The organism is Janthinobacterium sp. GL_088 (assembly GCF_057837845.1).
This window is the reverse complement of sequence record NZ_CM174453.1, coordinates 3,637,050-3,652,569: the sequence shown is the minus strand read 5'-3', so window position 1 is coordinate 3,652,569 and position 15,520 is coordinate 3,637,050. Positions and strand designations below refer to the sequence as shown.

Here is a 15,520-nt window from a genome sequence, read left to right as displayed (position 1 = left end):
AGGTGTTGCTTAGCGGTAAAACGCTTCGACTTTGCCCTTCAGCTTGATCTGCAGCGGACGGCCGCGGCGGTCGAGGGACTTGGTGGAAGCGACCTTGATCCAGCGTTCGCTGATGCAATATTCTTCCACGTCAAGACGTTCCTTGTCGTTGAAGCGGATGCCGACGTCGTTCTCGAACACGGCTGCAACGTGGTAAGGGCTGCTAGGGTCGATCGACAGGCGATCGGGCAATGGGGGTAAGGTGGTGGTATCGTTCATGGGCGTAATTATCGCCCAGAATGCTGATCCAGACAACGGGCAGCGCACGCTTATCTGCCCGCCCACGACATGGCGCAGCCGCATTTCCTTTCCCTGCCATCCTTCTTGCCTCACAGATGCCGCGTTTCCTGCGGCGGTGCGTCCCACACATCGTGCCAGCCATCGACAAAGGTGACGGGTACCCTGGCCAGTTCGGCGGCAGACGCATCGTCGAGGCAGTTGACGCTGATGCCGACAAACGGACCGCTGCGGGGCGAATCGCCGCGGCCGAACGGGCGCACGCCGCAGTGGCGGCAAAAATAATGGCGTTCGCGGCCTGCGCCGAAGCGGTATTCGCTCAAATCCACCTCGCCGGACAACAGGCGGAAGGCTGACGGGGGAACGTGGCTGGCCCAGCAGCGCACTTTCAGACAGAATGAGCAGTTGCAGCGCAGGCTGGGAGCCGCCAGGTCGATCTCGGCCGCGAAGCGCACTGCGCCGCAGTGGCAACTGCCATGACAGGTTTTTTTCATCGTGGCCTACTTTACAGCGTTGCCGTACTGTCATGCAACTGCTGAAATTGCGACAGTTGCTGCTGCATCAGCCGTGCATACTGGCCGCCCGCGCGCAGCAGCTCTGCGTGCGTGCCTTGCTGGCAAATCCGGCCTTTGTCCATGACGATGATGCGGTCCGCTTTGACGATGGTGGAAAAGCGGTGGGCGATGATGATGGTGGTGCGCCCTTGCATCAGGGTATCGAGGGCGCGCTGCACCTGCTGTTCGCTGGCGGCGTCGAGCGCGCTGGTAGCTTCGTCCAGGATCAGGATTTTCGGCGCGCGCAGGATGGCGCGGGCAATCGCGATGCGCTGCTTCTGTCCGCCGGACAATTGCACGCCCCGTTCGCCCACGAGGGTCTCGTAGCCATCGGGAAAGGCCTCAATGAAATCATGGGCGTGCGCCAGGCGGGCCGCCGCCAGCATCTCCTCACGCGTCACCTGGCGATCCGGCACGGCAAAGCCGATATTGTCGGCGATGCTGCCGGAAAACAGGGCCGGTTCCTGTTCCACCACGGCCATCTGGCGCCGCAGCTGCGTCACGCCCAGCACCTGCGCATCGATGCCGTCGAACTGCAGGCTGCCCGTGCCAGGCTGGTAATGGCCGAGCACGAGGCTGGCGATGGTGGACTTGCCTGCGCCCGAGGCGCCGACGAGGGCGATTTTTTCGCCCGCACGGATGGACAGGCTGACGCCGTCGAGGGCCGTGGCTTGCGTGCGTTCGGGATACGAAAAACGCACGTCGCGCAGCGCGATATGGCCGGCCAGCGGCGGCTGCGGTGCCATCTCGGTCACGGCGCGGTGGCTGCGCAGGATATCGAAGATGCGGTCGGTCGAACCCATGGTGCGCATCCACGTGTTCCAGAATTCGCTGATCGAGCCGGCCGTGTCCGTCACCATGCTGGCATAGATGACAAAGGCCGTCAGCTGGCCCACGCTCAACCGGCCCTGGCCGATCAGGTGGGCGCCGAAACACAGAGTGGTCAGCAGGGCAACGAAGGCGAGCAGCCCTTGCGCGCCCTGAAACACGGCCAGCAGCCGTGTGCCGGCCAGGGACACCTCCAGCAGTTGCCGCATGGCTTGCGCGTAGCGGGCCATGGCGCCGCCTTGCTGGTTGAACGCCTGCACCAGGCGCGCATGGGCAAAGTATTCCTGCGCCACCTTGCCGCTGGCGGCCAGGCTGGCGGAAATGGCCCGCGAACGCTGCCGGTAATTACTGCCTGATAATTTGCCCAGATACAGGCTGATGGGAATGAACAGGGCCAGCGGCAGGCTCAGCATGGGTGACAGCTGCAGCAGCATGGCGATGCCGCCGACGAAGACGCACAGCGAGCGCAGGGCATTCGCCGCGCCGATGGTCAGGCTTTCATGCAGAGCCGACACGTCGGACGTGAGCCGGCTGTTCAGTTCGCCGCCATGGTGCTTGTCGAAGAAGGCGATGGGCTGGTTGATGACCACGTCGAACAGGCGCCGGCGCACGCCCATGACGATCATGTGGCCGCTCGATTGCAGCAAATAGAAGCGCGCGCTCGTGACCAGCGCATACAGCAGGCTGAAGGCCAGCATGGCGATCACCATGCCCGGCGTGACGCCGCGCCGCGTCAGTTCCGCCACGTTGTCGATGAAATACGCGATGGCTTGCGGGAAGGCCAGCTGCACGCCCACGGTGAGGATCATGCAAAGCAGGCCGGCGGCAATGCGCCAGCGCACGGGATACAGCAGGCGCAGGCGTTCAACATGCGGGCCGAAGTTCAGATGGCTCATGCGGCGCGCTCCTGCGACGGTTCCGCGTTCAGTTGTTCGACGAGGGCCAGCCAGTCTTCGTCGCCGATCAAACCGGCCGCTTCCACTTGCCCTTCGTAATTGACAAAGACATAGGAGGGAGAACTCATCAGCGGATTCACGCGCCGGTAGTCGCGCAGCGTCAGCCGCGCCGTGGCCGCTCGCAAGGCGTTGCCGGGTAAAAAGGCGCGCAGCCGGCGGACCGGTTCTTCACTGATCAGCCACACGGCCAGGCCTGCCTCGCGCGCCAGCGGCAGCAGCTGTTCGATGCCGGCCAGCTTTTCCGCGCATTTCGGACAGCGGCTGGCCAAAAACAGCAGCACGGCCGCCTGGCCGCTGGCACCCGGCTGGAAACGTGCGCCGCCAGCCAGCGGACGGGCTAGCACGGCAGGCAGGGGCTGGCCCGGCACCAGCGCCGTGGGCGCGAGGCGTTCGCGGCGGCTGGCGCGCAGCACTGCCAGGCTGAGCCAGATATTGCCGGCGAGGGCGAAGGCCAGCGCCGCCAGCACCAGTTGCAGGGTCGTGGCATCCATCAGTCGGCCTTTGCCAGAGTGGCGATGTCGTGCAGGGAAATCGTGGCCACGCAGACGATGGCCGCCAGTCCGGCGGCCAATACTGTGGTGGCGATGGACAAGGTCGTTTCTTGCGCCAGCGCAAAGTAGGCGCCGTTGATGCCGACCACCAGCACGTTGCGCAGCAAGTCGTACTGCGACACGGGCCGCGCCGCTTCGCCAAAGCAGCTGCAGCGCACCACGCTGTGCGTGAAATAGCGCCAGGCCAGGATGGCCGTGAGGGTACCGAGCAGCAAGAGCGACAGCAGCATCGGCAACTGGGCGCCTCCCGCCAGCAGCCAGCCGGCGAGCCATAATTCAGCCGCCACCAGGGCGGGCGCGGCCAGGCTGGCGGCGGCGGGCGGCACGCCGAACGAGGTGGCCAGGTTGGCGCGAAAGTCACCGTAACTGCGCAGCTTGCCCACGCTGGCCGCCAGCAACAGCAAGGCAATGCAGTAGCGCGCGATATCGGATAAAAACGCAGCCAGTAACGTGGACAGCACGGGTGTCAGCATTGCGTGCTCCACACGGGCGCGTAGCCGCCCGGACGCTGGCGCCGCAGTTGCACGCCGTCGCGCGACGCCAGCAGGGCATCGTTCCACGGCTCGTCGGGCGCGCTGCGCAGGGCGCCGCCTATGCTTGCCTGCAATTGTGTGGAAATGGCCCAGCCCAGCCGTTCGGCGTGGGCATCGCGTTCCATGCGCAAGCCCAGCTGCGCCAGTTCTTCGCGTGTCAAGGCATAGTTGTGCGAGTGATAACCCGTCACGAGTTGCGCGACGATGGCGCGCCGCGCCTCGGGTGTGGCCTCGGGCAATTGCCAGGCCAGCAATTCTTCGCCGATCTGCGTCAGTTCCAGGGTGGTGCGGTAAAAGGCCGTCAGGGAAGGGGGGAAGATGCTGCCGCACAGCAGGGACAGCGATTGCTGGCGCGCTTCGCCGGCATCCACGCCGAACCACTGCTGCGCCATGTCGCCGAAAGCCTTGATGTCCAGGCTGGACATGGAGCCGCCGTCGGCGCCATCGAGCTGCGGGTCGATGGGCGAGAACAGGGCCAGGTCGCCGGCGATGATCTCATCGGCGCCCAGGGTCAGCAGGGTGGCGGCCGACTGGCAGTGGAAGGGCACGATAAAACTCAGGTGGCGCGCATGCTGGCGCAGCAGGATGGCGATGCGGCGCGCCGCGTTGACGATGCCGCCGCGTCCGTGCAGCACCACGTCGAGGCGCGCCACGGTGCCGATGCCCTGGCACAGCTCGTACAGGGCGGGCAGCAGTTCCATGTCCAGGTGCGAGGCGGCCAGGACAATGGCCCGGCTGTCGCGCGCCTGCTCCAGTTCGCGCAGCTGCGACGGCAGCAGGTTCAAGTCTGGCTGTGGCATAGCGCTCCTTCGATGAGGGTGTCGGCCACGCTTTCCAGCAGGGGCAAGGCGGGCACCAGTTGTTGTACATACAAAAATTGACCAACAGGATTGTTTTCCAGGAAAACATACTCACCGTCGGGCGTGACGATGAGGTCCAGCGCGCCATACTCGAGGCCATAGCTGTGCACGAAAGCAAGGCAGCGCTGCTCTATCTCCGCTGGCAAGGTGCACGCCTCATAGCGGATGGGGGCCGACATGTCGCGCGAATCGATGGCCGTGCGGGCATCGTCCTGCGAATACAGGCGCGCGGCAAACAGGCGCTTGCCGATCACGGTGACGCGCAGCTCATATTGCTTGGCGATATATTCCTGGAACTGGCAGCTCAGCTCGCTGACGGCGTCCAGGCTGTCCAGCATGGCATCGTCGACGATGGTGGTGCCGATGCCGGCGCTGACCCTGTCCGCTTCCCCGACGGCTTCGGCGGCCAGGCTGGGTGTGGACATGCTCTTGAAAATGATGGGCCCGTTGACGGCCGCGCGGAAGGCGCGCACGTCGTCGGGCACATTGGTGATCACGGTGGCGGGCACGCGAAAACCCATGCGCGCGGCCCGCGCAAGCTGTTCGCCTTTCCATTGGGCGCCGCGCAGGGCCAGCGGATGGCTGAGCCAGTAGCAATCGAGTCCGTACAGCACGCTGAAGATGGCTTGCTCCGTTTCCAGCTGGGCGTAGGCGCGTTCCTGCAGCGTCAGGTCGGCGCTGGCGTAGGCATAGTCGGCCGCCTTGCGCAGCCAGACGGCGCCCACTTGCTGCAAGTCAAGCCAGTCGCCATCGGGCAAGTGGCGCAGGCGCGCGCTGGCGCGGCCGTCCAGCAGGCGCTGGCACAGCTGGTAATCGCGGGGAAAAGCGTCGAGGTCGATACGGAAGGGGGCATGGCCGCGCGCGGCGAGGATGGCTTCGACCAGGTCGGCGTGCAGATCGCCGCTATGGCTGATAATCAAGACCTTTTTGTGCATGTAGGGGGGCCTGCAGTAGCGGAAAGTCGGGAAGATGAAAAAGCCTTGCCGTGGCAAGGCTTTCAGCTGGAACGTATCAGCAGAACTCGCCGCCGTCACTCGAGCCGATGCGCGAATAGCGGTATTGCTCCTCGCTGTCGACCGCCGTGCAGCCGGCCACGGCGACACCGTCGCGCACCTTCCAGGGCGCGGGAAGGGCAGGCTTTTCCTGTTCCTTCTTTTCCGCCAGTTTGAATGCGAACAGCTTGGTTTCTTTGTGCATGGGAATATCCTATATGAATGGTTGCGATTTGATTTTTACCGGGAATACCTGTTTAAAAAAAGGAATCTCCAATTGGCAGGTGTTTATATATTCCTTGCGCGCCGAAAAGCCGCTCCGGAATTGGAGTCAGCGCCAGTTTGAATATGAGGGATTAGATGAAGCCCCACGCCGGACGGGGGTTATGGCGTGCCAGTGATCAGCAATACTGGCCGCGGTCGTTTGGCTGGAAGCGCGAGGAATCGCGGTACTGCTCAGCTTCCACCGCGGTGCAGCCGGCCACGGCGACGCCGTCGCGCACCTTCCAGGCGGTGGCGGGCGCTACCAGTTTTTGTACCTGTTTTTCAGCCAGTTTGAATGCGAACAATTTGGAGTGGTTCTGTTTTTGCATTGTACTATCCTCTTGTGATGGTTAAGTACTGCTTGCGCTGTATGCCATGGTATATGGCCATTCGATATTAGCGCCTGAATAAATAAGCGTCAACTTGAAATCAATCGTATTCTCGATTATCTATTTTAAATACTCACCAAATATCACGCAGGTCATTTATTTTATTGCGGTGCGATAAATAATAAGGATGTCGATTTAAATGAGCGGCAGGGTGCTTGATTATTGCCAGCAAACGGATCGACCATACCCGCGGCGAGGCACTATAATGGCGCCTGTTGAATGGATAGGGCAGGACTCACCTTATGGAAATGGCCATCACAGACAGCTTGCGGCAGCTGGCATATGCGCAGGCCGCCGCGTTCGTACGGACACTCGACCGGCGCGATCCTGTTGCGCTGCAACGCGACTGGGGCCTGTCGCCCGGCGTGGCCGACGAGATCATCGAGATGCTCGACAGCTACTTTGTGGCCAACCAGGCGTTGTCCCTGACGCCGCTGGCGCAAGCCTTCGTGCCGGGCAAGGGTGGCCGCGCGGCCGTCGATGTGTATGCCACCGATGCCGGACCGCTGGGCCTGGAATGCATGCTGCTGGCCGATGGCCAGCCGGGCGAAGCGACCTTGCACCTGGAAATGTCCGGCCACGACGGCGCGCTGCGCCTCCATTATCAATACATCGGATCCTGAGGACAGCATGAGCACACCGATCAGCAAAACACAGCAGCGCATCTGCGACAAATTCGGCTTGCCCGCGCAAGCACCGGAGCCCATGGTGGCCCTGGCCATCGGCAGCCTGGACCAGTCGCCCATCTATGGCACGCGCGTCGCGCTGCCGGAAAACGGCACCATCAGCTGGTTCATCCACTGCGGCGAACACGACGATGCCAGCGGCTTTTACCAGCCCCTGCATGCGGAACACTTGCACGACATGCTGCCGCAAGTGGTCGATTACCTGGCCTTGCCCAGCGGCGCCAGGTTCATCCTTGACCGCGAAGGCTACGAAGACGTGTGGCTGGAAGAGTGACTTTCTGACCGGCAAGATTGTCGTTGACGTTGATAAATAGGTATGGGATGCTGCGATTCCGTTTTCCACTGTCGAAAGCCGTATCTTGAACCCACGCTTCCCGTCTTTCCTGCTCGTCATGGCGCTTGCCGCCGTGGCTGCTCCCGTCACTGCAGCGGTCACTGCCGCTCCCGCCAACCAGCAGAAAGTGTCCAACGCGGAGCAGGAGGTTGCCGCCTTCCTGCGCAGCGAAATGCAGGAGCGCCAGATTCCTGGGCTGCAACTGGCGGTGATCCAGGGTGGCAAGGTGGTGTTGACGCGCAATTTCGGCCTGGCCAGCCTGCAATACCAGGTGCCCGTGACGGAGACGAGCCTGTTTTCCATCAATTCGGCAACGAAATCGTTTGCGGGTGTGGCCGTGATGCAGCTGGTGCAGGAGGGCAAGATCGACCTGGCGGCGCCCATTGGCGAATACCTGACGGGGCTCCCGCCAGCCTGGCAAGCCGTGACGGTGACGCAACTGCTCAACCATACCTCGGGCTTGCCCGATGTGCTGGACCAGCGCAGCGGCAAGCTGGTGGGGCCGCTGCCGGACGATGGCGCTGCGGCGTGGACTGCCGTGCAGGCGCTGCCCGTGGAAGCTCAGCCAGGCGAGCGCTTCCGCTATAACCAGACCAATTACGTGTTGTTGGCGCAATTGATCGAGCGGCAAGGCGGCCAGCCCTTTACCACTTTCATCCAGCGCCGGCAGTTCGACGTGGCCGGCATGCGGCACAGTGGCTTTGGCGACGCGAAGGACGTGGTCGCCAACAAGGCCAGTTCCTACGTACTGGACCGGGGAGGCAAGGGTTACCGCAACGTGATCGAGGATTTCCCCGTCTTCATGCGCGCCGGGGCCGGTATCAACAGCAATGTGGGTGAACTGGCGAACTGGCTCATCGCGCTGCAGTCGGGACGCTTGCTGGCGCCCGCCGGTGTGGAACGGCTGTGGCAGCCGACCAGCTTAAATGACGGCAAGCCGGCGCCGTGGGCGCTGGGCTGGCCCAGCATCGGCCGCAGTGAGCACCGCGCCGTGGCCGGCATCGGCGGCGCCCGCTCGGCCTTTTATGTGTATCCGGACGATGGCCTGGCCGTCATTATCCTCAGCAACCTGGCCGGCGCCCAGCCGGAGCAGCTGATCGATACCATCGCAAGCTTCTACATTCCCGGCCTGCGCCAGCAGCGCGGCGGCGCGTATGCGGCCCACCTGCTGCGCAAGCAGGCGGCCATTGACGGTTTTGACGGGCTGGACAAGAAACTGACGGCCATCCGGCGCCAGCACGGGCTGTCGGAACCCACGGAAGACGACTTGAATGCCTGGGGTTACCGCCTGCTGGGACGGCAGCAAGCGAAGCAGGCGGCGGCCGTTTTCCAGCTGGGCGTACAACTGTACCCGCAAGGGGCGAATGGCCACGACAGCCTGGCCGAAGCGTACGAGGCGGACGGCGCGAAGGCGCAGGCCATCACGCATTATCGCCGTTCGCTGGAACTGGATCCGGGCAACACGCACGCCGTGGCGCGCCTGCGCGCGCTGGGCGTCAATTAGCCGGCAGTCTTGCCGTGCTCGGCCCCGTGCATGGCCAGGTAGGCGGCCAGGTTGTCATCGGCGATGCCCAGGGCGCGCAAGACTTCCGCCGTGAAACTGACGGGCGCCGTGCCGGGCGCCGTGATGACGCGCTGGTCGGCCACGGCCCACGGCACATCCTGGTAGAGGGCGGCGCCCGCATAGCCCGTTGCCGTCAGGTTGTCGGCGGAATTGGAGGTGTGGCGTACGGTGTCGAGCACGCCAGCCTGCGCCAGCACGCGCGTGCCGTCGCAAATGCCGGCCAGCACGATATTCTTGTCGCGGGCGGCGCGCAGCAACGGGCCCAGGTCGGGCGCCTTGCCGCTTTGCCAGTGGCTGCCGCCACACACCATCAGCAAGTCGAGTTCCTCGAGCACAATTTCTTCCAGCGCCAGTTGCGGCGTGACCAGCATGCCGCCGGACGAAGTGACGGGCAAGCCGCCCGGCGTGGCGAACTGCGTGTAAAAGCCGTAATACAGGCGCGCCGTGGAATTGAGCAGGGCGGTTTCCCAATCGGCAAAGTTCTCGGTCAGTATGGTGATGGCACGTGTCATGAAAAGTCCTGTCGCTGGTGGAGATATCAATAGTAATACAGGCTCGTTGGCCTGCTGGTGCCGAAATCATAATAAAAAGCACTGACAATTTCTGTCAGGAGCGCGCAGGAAATAATGGTACAAGTTACAACGGACTGCGCTACAATCGCTGGCCCGTCGCACGGGCATGTCTCCCTTGAATGCCTACTATCTATCGCCCCATGCTGATTCTGTTTTGCCGTGTCCTGTTCAGCATTGCTGGCCTGCTGCTGTTCTTCCTCTTCGATCAGTTAAGCGCGAACGAATGCCTGAAATTGAGCGTGTTACTCGCGGCCTTCCTGCTGGGCGTGGGCGGCGTGCTGCATGCGTGGCGCCGCAGCCCGAGCGCGATCTCCGTGCTGGTGCGCGTCGTCGTGCCCGTGTTTTACCTCGATGCCGCCATCAAGGGCTTCTTGCGTGGCTATTTTGGCATGCGGCCGAATCCAAATGCCGTTTTACAGGCGATGTTTGCGACAGATCAAGCCGAAACGGGCGAGTTTTTGCTGCACAACAGCGTTGCCCTGGCGCAAGCAGCCGGCTGCTTTGTGCTCGTGACGGCGGCGGTGCTGCTGGCCGACCGCCAGTTGCAGCGCTGGCACGCTGCGCGCGCCGTTGCGGCGCCGGGCCTGCCGCAAAAATGCCTGGCCGCCAGCATGGCCGTCTTTCTCGTGCTGCTGCACGTCAACACCACCATGCGGCGCGAAAATCCGGCCCTGTTCTGGCCGCTGCGCTATCAGCAGTACAGCGTGCAGCTGCAAGCGATGCAATCGATGCAGCACGCGCTGACGGCGGCCATGTCCGCGCCGCGCGACTGGAATGTGCGCTACGCGGGCGAGGATGCCCGCACCGTCATCCTGGTGATCGGCGAGAGCACCAACCGCGCCTCGATGTCGCTGTATGGCTATCCGCGCGCCACCACGCCCCAGCTTGACGCCATGCGCTCGAAGCTGCTGGTATTCAATGACGTGATTTCGCCGGCCGCCAGCACGGTGGAATCGATGATGACGATGCTGACGCCCGCCGATATCGGCAACCCCGACGCGTGGATGGCCAAGCCGAACTTGCTGATGCTGGCCGAGGCGGCCGGCTACAAGACGTTCTGGGTGTCGAACCAGACGCGCAACGATGGCTGGATCGGGCTGCTGGCGGGCGAGGCCGATGAGAGCGACTTCATCAACTATGGCACTGGCCGCGGCGAAAACAATTTTGATGGCAACCTGTTCCAGCCCTTCGCCCATGCGCTGCGCGACGAGGCGCCGAAAAAGCTTATCGTCGTGCATTTGCTGGGCGCCCATCCCAGCTACGACATGCGCTACCCGAGCCGCTTCGCGCATTTCGACCGGGCGCACGATGCCGTCAGCGCGCAGATGGAACACCAGGGCAGGTCAAGCTGGATACGCAACCAGCGCGACGAATACGACAACGCCATCCGCTATGGCGATTATGTGCTGGGCACCCTGATCGGCATGACGGAAAAGGCCAAGACCGACCGCGCCGCCTCGCTGCTGTTCGTTTCCGACCACGGGCAGGAAGTGGGCTACAGCCGCAATCACGCGGGCCATTCCGCCTCGGACAAGAGCGGCTATGAAATTCCCATGCTGATCTGGGACAACCAGCAAGCGCCGCAATCGGCGGCCGTCCGCGCCGCGCTGGAAAACCGGCCATACCAGACGGACAAGCTCGATGCGACCGTGCTGGGCTTGCTGAAGATCGAAACGCACTATTACGCAGCGCAGGACGATATCCTCAGCAGCGCCTTTTTGCCCGTACAGCGCTTCATGAATGGCTTGCGCTACCAGCGCGCTGCGCCGCTGGCCCGCTGACGCCGCAATGCAAAGGCCCGACGCCGCCGCAGAATGCGGCGGGGCCGGGCCCCTGGGGTGTTGCGGATGCCTTGCGGATTACTTTTCGGCGAACGCGCGCTCGACCACGAAGTCGCCAGGCGTCGAGGTATTGCCTTCCTTGAAGCCACGCGCTTCCAGCATTTCCTTCAGGTCGCGCAGCATTTCCGAGCTGCCGCAGATCATCACGCGGTCTTCGGCCGGATTGAGTGCCGGCACGCCCAGATCTTCGGCCAGCTTGCCGTTCTCGATCAGTTCGGTGATGCGGCCCATGTTGCGGAAGTCTTCGCGCGTCACGGTCGGGTAGTAGCGCAGCTTGTCGCTGACCATTTCGCCCAGGAACTCATGCTTCGGCAAATGCTCTTCCAGCAAGTCGTGGTAAGCCAGTTCATCGACCTGGCGCACGCCGTGCACGAGGATCAGCTGGTCGAAGCGCTCGTAGATGTCCGGATCGCGCACGATGCTGAGGAATGGCGCCAGGCCGGTGCCCGTCGACAGCATGTACAGGCGCTTTCCTGGCAGCAGGTAGTCGGACACCAGAGTGCCCGTCGGCTTGCGGCCGACGATGACGGTGTCGCCCACTTGCAAATGTTGCAAACGCGACGTCAAAGGACCGCCTGGTACCTTGATGCTGAAAAATTCCAGGTGGTCTTCGTAATTGGCGCTGGCGATACTGTAGGCACGCAGCAGGGGCTTGCCATCGACGCGCAGGCCGATCATGGTGAAGTGACCATTCGAGAAACGCAGCGATGGGTCGCGCGTGGTGGTAAAGGAGAACAGGGTATCCGTCCAGTGGTGCACGCTTAAAACGCGCTCTTCATTCATCGAACTCATAGTATTTGTTGGCTGGTCAAAAAAATGGTTAGTTGCTGGCAACTGCTGGCAAAAGTGAAACCCTGTGTAGGCCCAGACGCTATTGTACCGGCCTCCACACGAAATTGTTACCGTCTATCGCCGCCAATGCTGCCGCACACGGTGCCAACATTATAGTGCGGATGGCAAGATCGGGCTGGATTTCGCCTGGAAACGGGCTGTGGGCATGCGGACTCTTGACCTGGCTCAGTTTTTCAAGGCGCCGCGCCAGGGTTGCCGCCAGCGCATGCCGGCGCGGCCGTGGCGGTGCCCCGGAAGCGCCGGCGCAGGGCAGCATTGGCCGGGTCGGACACGTAGCGGGCCGCGAGGGCGGCCGCCAGCGCCGTCGCGGCCAGGAACAGCGCCAGCCACGGCAGCCGTTCCGCGTAGCCCAGGCCCGCCTTGTCGACCACATTGCGCATGCCGGCCAGCACGATGATATGGAACAAATACAGCTCATAGCTGTGCCGTCCCAGCCATTGCAGCGGGCCGCAGCGGCCCTGGCCCGCCGTGGCGCCCACGATGTAGGCGGCGCCAGCCACGGCGATCCACGTAAAACCGAATACCTCATGGCCACCGATGCCGCGCACGTACAGGGCCGCCAGGACCAGGCCCGCTGTCCAGCGCAAGAATCGCCCGGCCCGCGCACCTGGTTGCCAGCGTTGCGTCAGCAGGGCCGTCAGGCAACCGATGGCGATGGCGTCGAAGCAGGCAAGGTAGCCGTACATGAAGTAAATCTCGTTGTCCGCATGCAGGCTGCGGTACACGGGGCCGGCGACGATGGCAGCGCCGCACAGCAGCGTGATCCAGTGCCGTCGGCGCAGCAGGCGGCACGACAGGGGCAGCAGCAGATAAAACATTTCTTCGACCGATAGCGACCAGTACACGTTCAGGCAGTAATTGAAATAGCCGGCGCTTTGCATCAGCACGTTGTGCCAGAAGGTCAGGATGGAAGCGATGGCGATGACGAAGTAACTGGCGGGCAAGTCCTTGCCGCCATCGGAATTGGCAAAGAAGGGCACGTCGAGCACGCCCAGCAATACGATGATGGACAGGGCCAGCAGCAGCGCGGGCAGCAGGCGGGCGATGCGGTAGACATAGAACGCCGCCAGGTCGATGCGCGCCAGGTCACCCCAGCGCCGCAGCGAGGTCGATGTGATCAAATAGCCGGAAATGACGAAAAACATGGTCACGCCGTAATTGCCCTGGTAGGCGGCTTTCAATAACCAAGTCGGCAGAACGCCGAGCGGGCTGTTCTTCAAGCCGTAGGCCAGGGCGAAGTGCAATACCAGCACGCACAGGATGGCGGCGCCGCGCAGGGCGTCGATGTGATTGTTGCGGGTATGCAATGGCATCCTCGTGGGGGCGGGCGGCAGGAAGGGCGATTATGTGAGAGATGCCGCGCGCAGGTCAACGATTTTGCAATTGCCGGCAAAGGCGCGCCGAATGGAGCAGGAGACGGGCAGTCTTGCGTGTATGATATTGCCGAACAGAATTGTTGGGCATCTGTCATCTTGCGGGCGCGCTTCTTGTGCCTGCCAGCCCATGAATCTGCGTGCACGATTCCTGCCGCCACGATGCCCGACCCACAGCGAAAGGTAATAAAGATGTATAAAACAGTGCGCGACCTGTTCCTGCATTTCAAGGAAGCCGTCCCATTCCGCCTCGTCCCCGCCCTGATCTGCACGATCTTGCTGGTGAGCATGCTATTGCTGCCGGCGCCCGATGGCTTGACGCCCAAGGCCTGGGGCCTGGTGGCGATCTTCCTCACCACGATTTTGGCGATCATATTAAAAGTCATGCCGATCGGCGTGATGGCCATGATGGCCATCGTCATCGTGTCGCTGTCGCAAGTGACGTCGACCTCGTCCAAGGGCGCCATCACGGATGCGCTCAGTAGTTTCTCGAATCCCCTGATCTGGCTGATCGTCGTGGCGATCCTGATTTCGCGCGGCTTGAAAAAGACGGGATTGGGCAGCCGCATCGGCCTGCTGTTCATCTCGCTGCTCGGCAAGCGCACCATGGGCATCGGCTATGGCCTGGCCATCTGCGAACTGGTGCTGGCGCCATTTACGCCAAGTAACACGGCGCGTGGCGGCGGCATCGTCCACCCCGTCATGAAATCGATCGCCAACGCCTTCGATTCGGACCCGGCCAAGGGCACGGAAAAGAAGGTCGGCACCTACCTGGCCCTCGTCAACTACCACGCCAATCCCATCACGTCTGCCATGTTCCTGACGGCCACGGCGCCCAATCCGCTGGTGGTCGACTTCGTGGCCAAGGCCAGCGGGCAGAGTTTCCACCTGACATGGACGACCTGGGCCCTGTGCATGCTGCTGCCGGGCCTGGTCTGCCTGCTGGTGATGCCGCTGATTATTTACTGGCTGTCGCCGCCGGAACTGAAAGCCACGCCGGACGCCGTCACCTACGCCAAGGCGGAGCTGAAAAGCATGGGCCCGCTGTCGCCGTCGGAAAAAGTCATGCTGGGCACCTTCGCCTTGCTGCTCTTGCTATGGGCCAACGTGCCTGCCATGCTGTTCGGCCCCGCGTTTTCGCTCGATGCGACGGTGGTCGCCTTTGTCGGTTTGTTCGTGCTGATCATTACCGGCACCATCGACTGGGATGACGTCTTGTCGGAAAAGAGCGCCTGGGACACCCTCGTGTGGTTCGGCGCGCTCGTCATGATGGCCGAGCAACTGAACAAGACGGGCGTGATCGCCTGGTTCTCGGCCGGCATGAAGGCGGCGATTGTCGCCAGCGGCATGGACTGGCTGCCGATCGCCGGCGTCCTGGTGCTGGTGTTTGTCTTTTCGCATTACTTCTTCGCCAGCACGACGGCCCACATCAGCGCCATGCTGCTGGCCTTCCTGACGGTGGGCCTGCACTTGATCCCGGCCGAATACCACGTGCCCTTCATGCTGATGATGACGGCCGGCTCGGCCATCATGATGACCCTGACCCACTATGCGACAGGCACCTCGCCCATCATCTTCGGCAGCGGCTTCGTGACCATGGGCAACTGGTGGCGCGTCGGCTTCATCATGTGCGTGGTGGAACTGCTGATCTTTGCCGTCGTTGGCACGACGTGGTGGAAGGTGCTGGGCTACTGGTAAAGCAGGCGGCTCGTCACGGCAGCTGGCCGCGCACGACGTGCAGCAGATATTCGCGCGCGGCAGCCCGTTCCATGCCTTTTTCCATCAGCAGCGGCAACAGGCGCGCAAACAGCTGGCGCCGCTCCTGGCTGGCCTCGGAGGTGCTGCGCCGGTCCGAAAAGAAATCCATCAGGGTCGAACCGCACAGGCAATTGCGGTAGACCTCGACGATGGCCACGTTGTTATCGTCGAAGCTTTGTTTCAGCCCGGAGACATTCTGGCGCATCGCCTGCGTCTGCCCGATGAATTCGTCCGCCGTGGCGAAGACGCGCCCGCAACAGGCGCAATGCTTGGGAAAGGCGGCTTCGGCCAGGGCGCGCAAGCCTTCGAAGAACAACTGATCCGGCATGCTGGCTCC

Annotated in this window: 18 protein-coding genes; 5 read left to right on the top strand and 13 right to left on the bottom strand. The window is 63.0% G+C overall.

All coding sequences use genetic code 11. The annotated features are described in order from the left end of the window. Window positions 1-9: 9 nt before the first annotated feature. The 9 genes from AC3IQ7_RS16375 to AC3IQ7_RS16335 form a co-directional block, all read right to left on the bottom strand. Window positions 10-258, bottom strand: coding sequence for a DUF3297 family protein (locus tag AC3IQ7_RS16375; protein WP_010398340.1), 249 nt, complete (start codon window positions 256-258; stop codon window positions 10-12). Window positions 259-368: 110 nt separating this feature from the next. Further along, entirely contained in the window at window positions 369-770 is a 402-nt protein-coding gene (locus AC3IQ7_RS16370; RefSeq protein WP_489206685.1) for a GFA family protein, read from the bottom strand. A gap of 11 nt (window positions 771-781) precedes the next feature. Continuing rightward, window positions 782-2,554, bottom strand: coding sequence for an ABC transporter ATP-binding protein (locus AC3IQ7_RS16365; protein WP_489206684.1), 1,773 nt, complete (start codon window positions 2,552-2,554; stop codon window positions 782-784). Then, a complete protein-coding gene (locus tag AC3IQ7_RS16360; RefSeq protein WP_489206683.1) occupies window positions 2,551-3,105 on the bottom strand; it encodes a thioredoxin domain-containing protein in 555 nt (184 codons plus the stop codon). Before AC3IQ7_RS16360 ends, AC3IQ7_RS16365 begins: the two co-directional genes overlap by 4 nt. Further along, window positions 3,105-3,638 (bottom strand): MauE/DoxX family redox-associated membrane protein, encoded by a 534-nt coding sequence (locus tag AC3IQ7_RS16355; RefSeq protein ID WP_489206682.1) that lies wholly within the window; start codon window positions 3,636-3,638, stop codon window positions 3,105-3,107. Before AC3IQ7_RS16355 ends, AC3IQ7_RS16360 begins: the two co-directional genes overlap by 1 nt. Further along, window positions 3,632-4,498: an SDH family Clp fold serine proteinase gene (locus AC3IQ7_RS16350; RefSeq protein ID WP_099376726.1), complete on the bottom strand. Its 867-nt coding sequence runs from the start codon at window positions 4,496-4,498 to the stop codon at window positions 3,632-3,634. The genes AC3IQ7_RS16355 and AC3IQ7_RS16350 overlap by 7 nt, the downstream gene beginning before the upstream one ends. Next, window positions 4,480-5,493 (bottom strand): ATP-grasp domain-containing protein, encoded by a 1,014-nt coding sequence (locus tag AC3IQ7_RS16345; protein ID WP_489206681.1) that lies wholly within the window; start codon window positions 5,491-5,493, stop codon window positions 4,480-4,482. Before AC3IQ7_RS16345 ends, AC3IQ7_RS16350 begins: the two co-directional genes overlap by 19 nt. 76 nt (window positions 5,494-5,569) lie before the next feature. Next, on the bottom strand, window positions 5,570-5,755 hold the full coding sequence (locus AC3IQ7_RS16340; protein WP_099376727.1) for a hypothetical protein: 186 nt from the start codon (window positions 5,753-5,755) through the stop codon (window positions 5,570-5,572). Window positions 5,756-5,951: 196 nt separating this feature from the next. Further along, window positions 5,952-6,143 (bottom strand): hypothetical protein, encoded by a 192-nt coding sequence (locus AC3IQ7_RS16335; RefSeq protein WP_099376728.1) that lies wholly within the window; start codon window positions 6,141-6,143, stop codon window positions 5,952-5,954. A 302-nt stretch (window positions 6,144-6,445) separates the two neighbouring features. Here AC3IQ7_RS16335 and AC3IQ7_RS16330 point away from each other — a divergent pair, with 302 nt between their 5' ends. The 3 genes from AC3IQ7_RS16330 (at window position 6,446) to AC3IQ7_RS16320 (ending at window position 8,727) form a co-directional block, all read left to right on the top strand. Continuing rightward, entirely contained in the window at window positions 6,446-6,826 is a 381-nt protein-coding gene (locus AC3IQ7_RS16330) for a hypothetical protein (protein WP_322429236.1), read from the top strand. Window positions 6,827-6,833: 7 nt separating this feature from the next. Further along, complete coding sequence (locus AC3IQ7_RS16325; RefSeq protein ID WP_322429237.1) at window positions 6,834-7,163, top strand: immunity protein Imm33 domain-containing protein; 330 nt, start codon at window positions 6,834-6,836, stop codon at window positions 7,161-7,163. 85 nt (window positions 7,164-7,248) lie between these two features. After that, window positions 7,249-8,727, top strand: coding sequence for a serine hydrolase domain-containing protein (locus tag AC3IQ7_RS16320; protein ID WP_489206680.1), 1,479 nt, complete (start codon window positions 7,249-7,251; stop codon window positions 8,725-8,727). On the opposite strand, the gene AC3IQ7_RS16315 is transcribed toward AC3IQ7_RS16320, so the two are convergent. After that, window positions 8,724-9,299, bottom strand: coding sequence for a type 1 glutamine amidotransferase family protein (locus AC3IQ7_RS16315; RefSeq protein ID WP_489206679.1), 576 nt, complete (start codon window positions 9,297-9,299; stop codon window positions 8,724-8,726). The genes AC3IQ7_RS16320 and AC3IQ7_RS16315 overlap by 4 nt on opposite strands. A gap of 179 nt (window positions 9,300-9,478) precedes the next feature. Between AC3IQ7_RS16315 and AC3IQ7_RS16310 the strand changes: the two genes are divergently transcribed. Next, entirely contained in the window at window positions 9,479-11,140 is a 1,662-nt protein-coding gene (locus AC3IQ7_RS16310; RefSeq protein WP_489206678.1) for a phosphoethanolamine transferase, read from the top strand. Window positions 11,141-11,218: 78 nt separating this feature from the next. Here the strand turns inward: AC3IQ7_RS16310 and AC3IQ7_RS16305 are convergent, their stop codons facing one another. Beyond that, the gene (locus tag AC3IQ7_RS16305) at window positions 11,219-11,992 is read right to left on the bottom strand and encodes a ferredoxin--NADP reductase (RefSeq protein WP_058051074.1); all 774 of its coding nucleotides are present in this window, start codon (window positions 11,990-11,992) and stop codon (window positions 11,219-11,221) included. Between the two features lie 233 nt (window positions 11,993-12,225). Continuing rightward, complete coding sequence (locus AC3IQ7_RS16300) at window positions 12,226-13,365, bottom strand: acyltransferase family protein (protein ID WP_489206677.1); 1,140 nt, start codon at window positions 13,363-13,365, stop codon at window positions 12,226-12,228. A 252-nt stretch (window positions 13,366-13,617) separates the two neighbouring features. Here AC3IQ7_RS16300 and AC3IQ7_RS16295 point away from each other — a divergent pair, with 252 nt between their 5' ends. Further along, the gene (locus tag AC3IQ7_RS16295) at window positions 13,618-15,123 is read left to right on the top strand and encodes an anion permease (RefSeq protein ID WP_322429240.1); all 1,506 of its coding nucleotides are present in this window, start codon (window positions 13,618-13,620) and stop codon (window positions 15,121-15,123) included. A gap of 13 nt (window positions 15,124-15,136) precedes the next feature. Here the strand turns inward: AC3IQ7_RS16295 and AC3IQ7_RS16290 are convergent, their stop codons facing one another. Further along, the gene (locus AC3IQ7_RS16290) at window positions 15,137-15,511 is read right to left on the bottom strand and encodes an oxidoreductase (protein WP_099376736.1); all 375 of its coding nucleotides are present in this window, start codon (window positions 15,509-15,511) and stop codon (window positions 15,137-15,139) included. Between the last annotated feature and the right edge of the window lie 9 nt (window positions 15,512-15,520).

Bases quoted from the DNA above. Each gene is read 5' to 3' on its own strand.
- AC3IQ7_RS16360 (WP_489206683.1), bottom strand. From the start codon at position 3,105: ATGGATGCCACGACCCTGCAACTGGTGCTGGCGGCGCTGGCCTTCGCC.
- AC3IQ7_RS16330 (WP_322429236.1), top strand. From the start codon at position 6,446: ATGGAAATGGCCATCACAGACAGCTTGCGGCAGCTGGCATATGCGCAG.
- AC3IQ7_RS16340 (WP_099376727.1), bottom strand. From the start codon at position 5,755: ATGCACAAAGAAACCAAGCTGTTCGCATTCAAACTGGCGGAAAAGAAG.
- AC3IQ7_RS16295 (WP_322429240.1), top strand. From the start codon at position 13,618: ATGTATAAAACAGTGCGCGACCTGTTCCTGCATTTCAAGGAAGCCGTC.
- AC3IQ7_RS16375 (WP_010398340.1), bottom strand. From the start codon at position 258: ATGAACGATACCACCACCTTACCCCCATTGCCCGATCGCCTGTCGATC.
- AC3IQ7_RS16290 (WP_099376736.1), bottom strand. From the start codon at position 15,511: ATGCCGGATCAGTTGTTCTTCGAAGGCTTGCGCGCCCTGGCCGAAGCC.
- AC3IQ7_RS16345 (WP_489206681.1), bottom strand. From the start codon at position 5,493: ATGCACAAAAAGGTCTTGATTATCAGCCATAGCGGCGATCTGCACGCC.
- AC3IQ7_RS16335 (WP_099376728.1), bottom strand. From the start codon at position 6,143: ATGCAAAAACAGAACCACTCCAAATTGTTCGCATTCAAACTGGCTGAA.
- AC3IQ7_RS16355 (WP_489206682.1), bottom strand. From the start codon at position 3,638: ATGCTGACACCCGTGCTGTCCACGTTACTGGCTGCGTTTTTATCCGAT.
- AC3IQ7_RS16350 (WP_099376726.1), bottom strand. From the start codon at position 4,498: ATGCCACAGCCAGACTTGAACCTGCTGCCGTCGCAGCTGCGCGAACTG.
- AC3IQ7_RS16305 (WP_058051074.1), bottom strand. From the start codon at position 11,992: ATGAGTTCGATGAATGAAGAGCGCGTTTTAAGCGTGCACCACTGGACG.
- AC3IQ7_RS16325 (WP_322429237.1), top strand. From the start codon at position 6,834: ATGAGCACACCGATCAGCAAAACACAGCAGCGCATCTGCGACAAATTC.
- AC3IQ7_RS16315 (WP_489206679.1), bottom strand. From the start codon at position 9,299: ATGACACGTGCCATCACCATACTGACCGAGAACTTTGCCGATTGGGAA.
- AC3IQ7_RS16310 (WP_489206678.1), top strand. From the start codon at position 9,479: ATGCCTACTATCTATCGCCCCATGCTGATTCTGTTTTGCCGTGTCCTG.
- AC3IQ7_RS16370 (WP_489206685.1), bottom strand. From the start codon at position 770: ATGAAAAAAACCTGTCATGGCAGTTGCCACTGCGGCGCAGTGCGCTTC.
- AC3IQ7_RS16300 (WP_489206677.1), bottom strand. From the start codon at position 13,365: ATGCCATTGCATACCCGCAACAATCACATCGACGCCCTGCGCGGCGCC.
- AC3IQ7_RS16365 (WP_489206684.1), bottom strand. From the start codon at position 2,554: ATGAGCCATCTGAACTTCGGCCCGCATGTTGAACGCCTGCGCCTGCTG.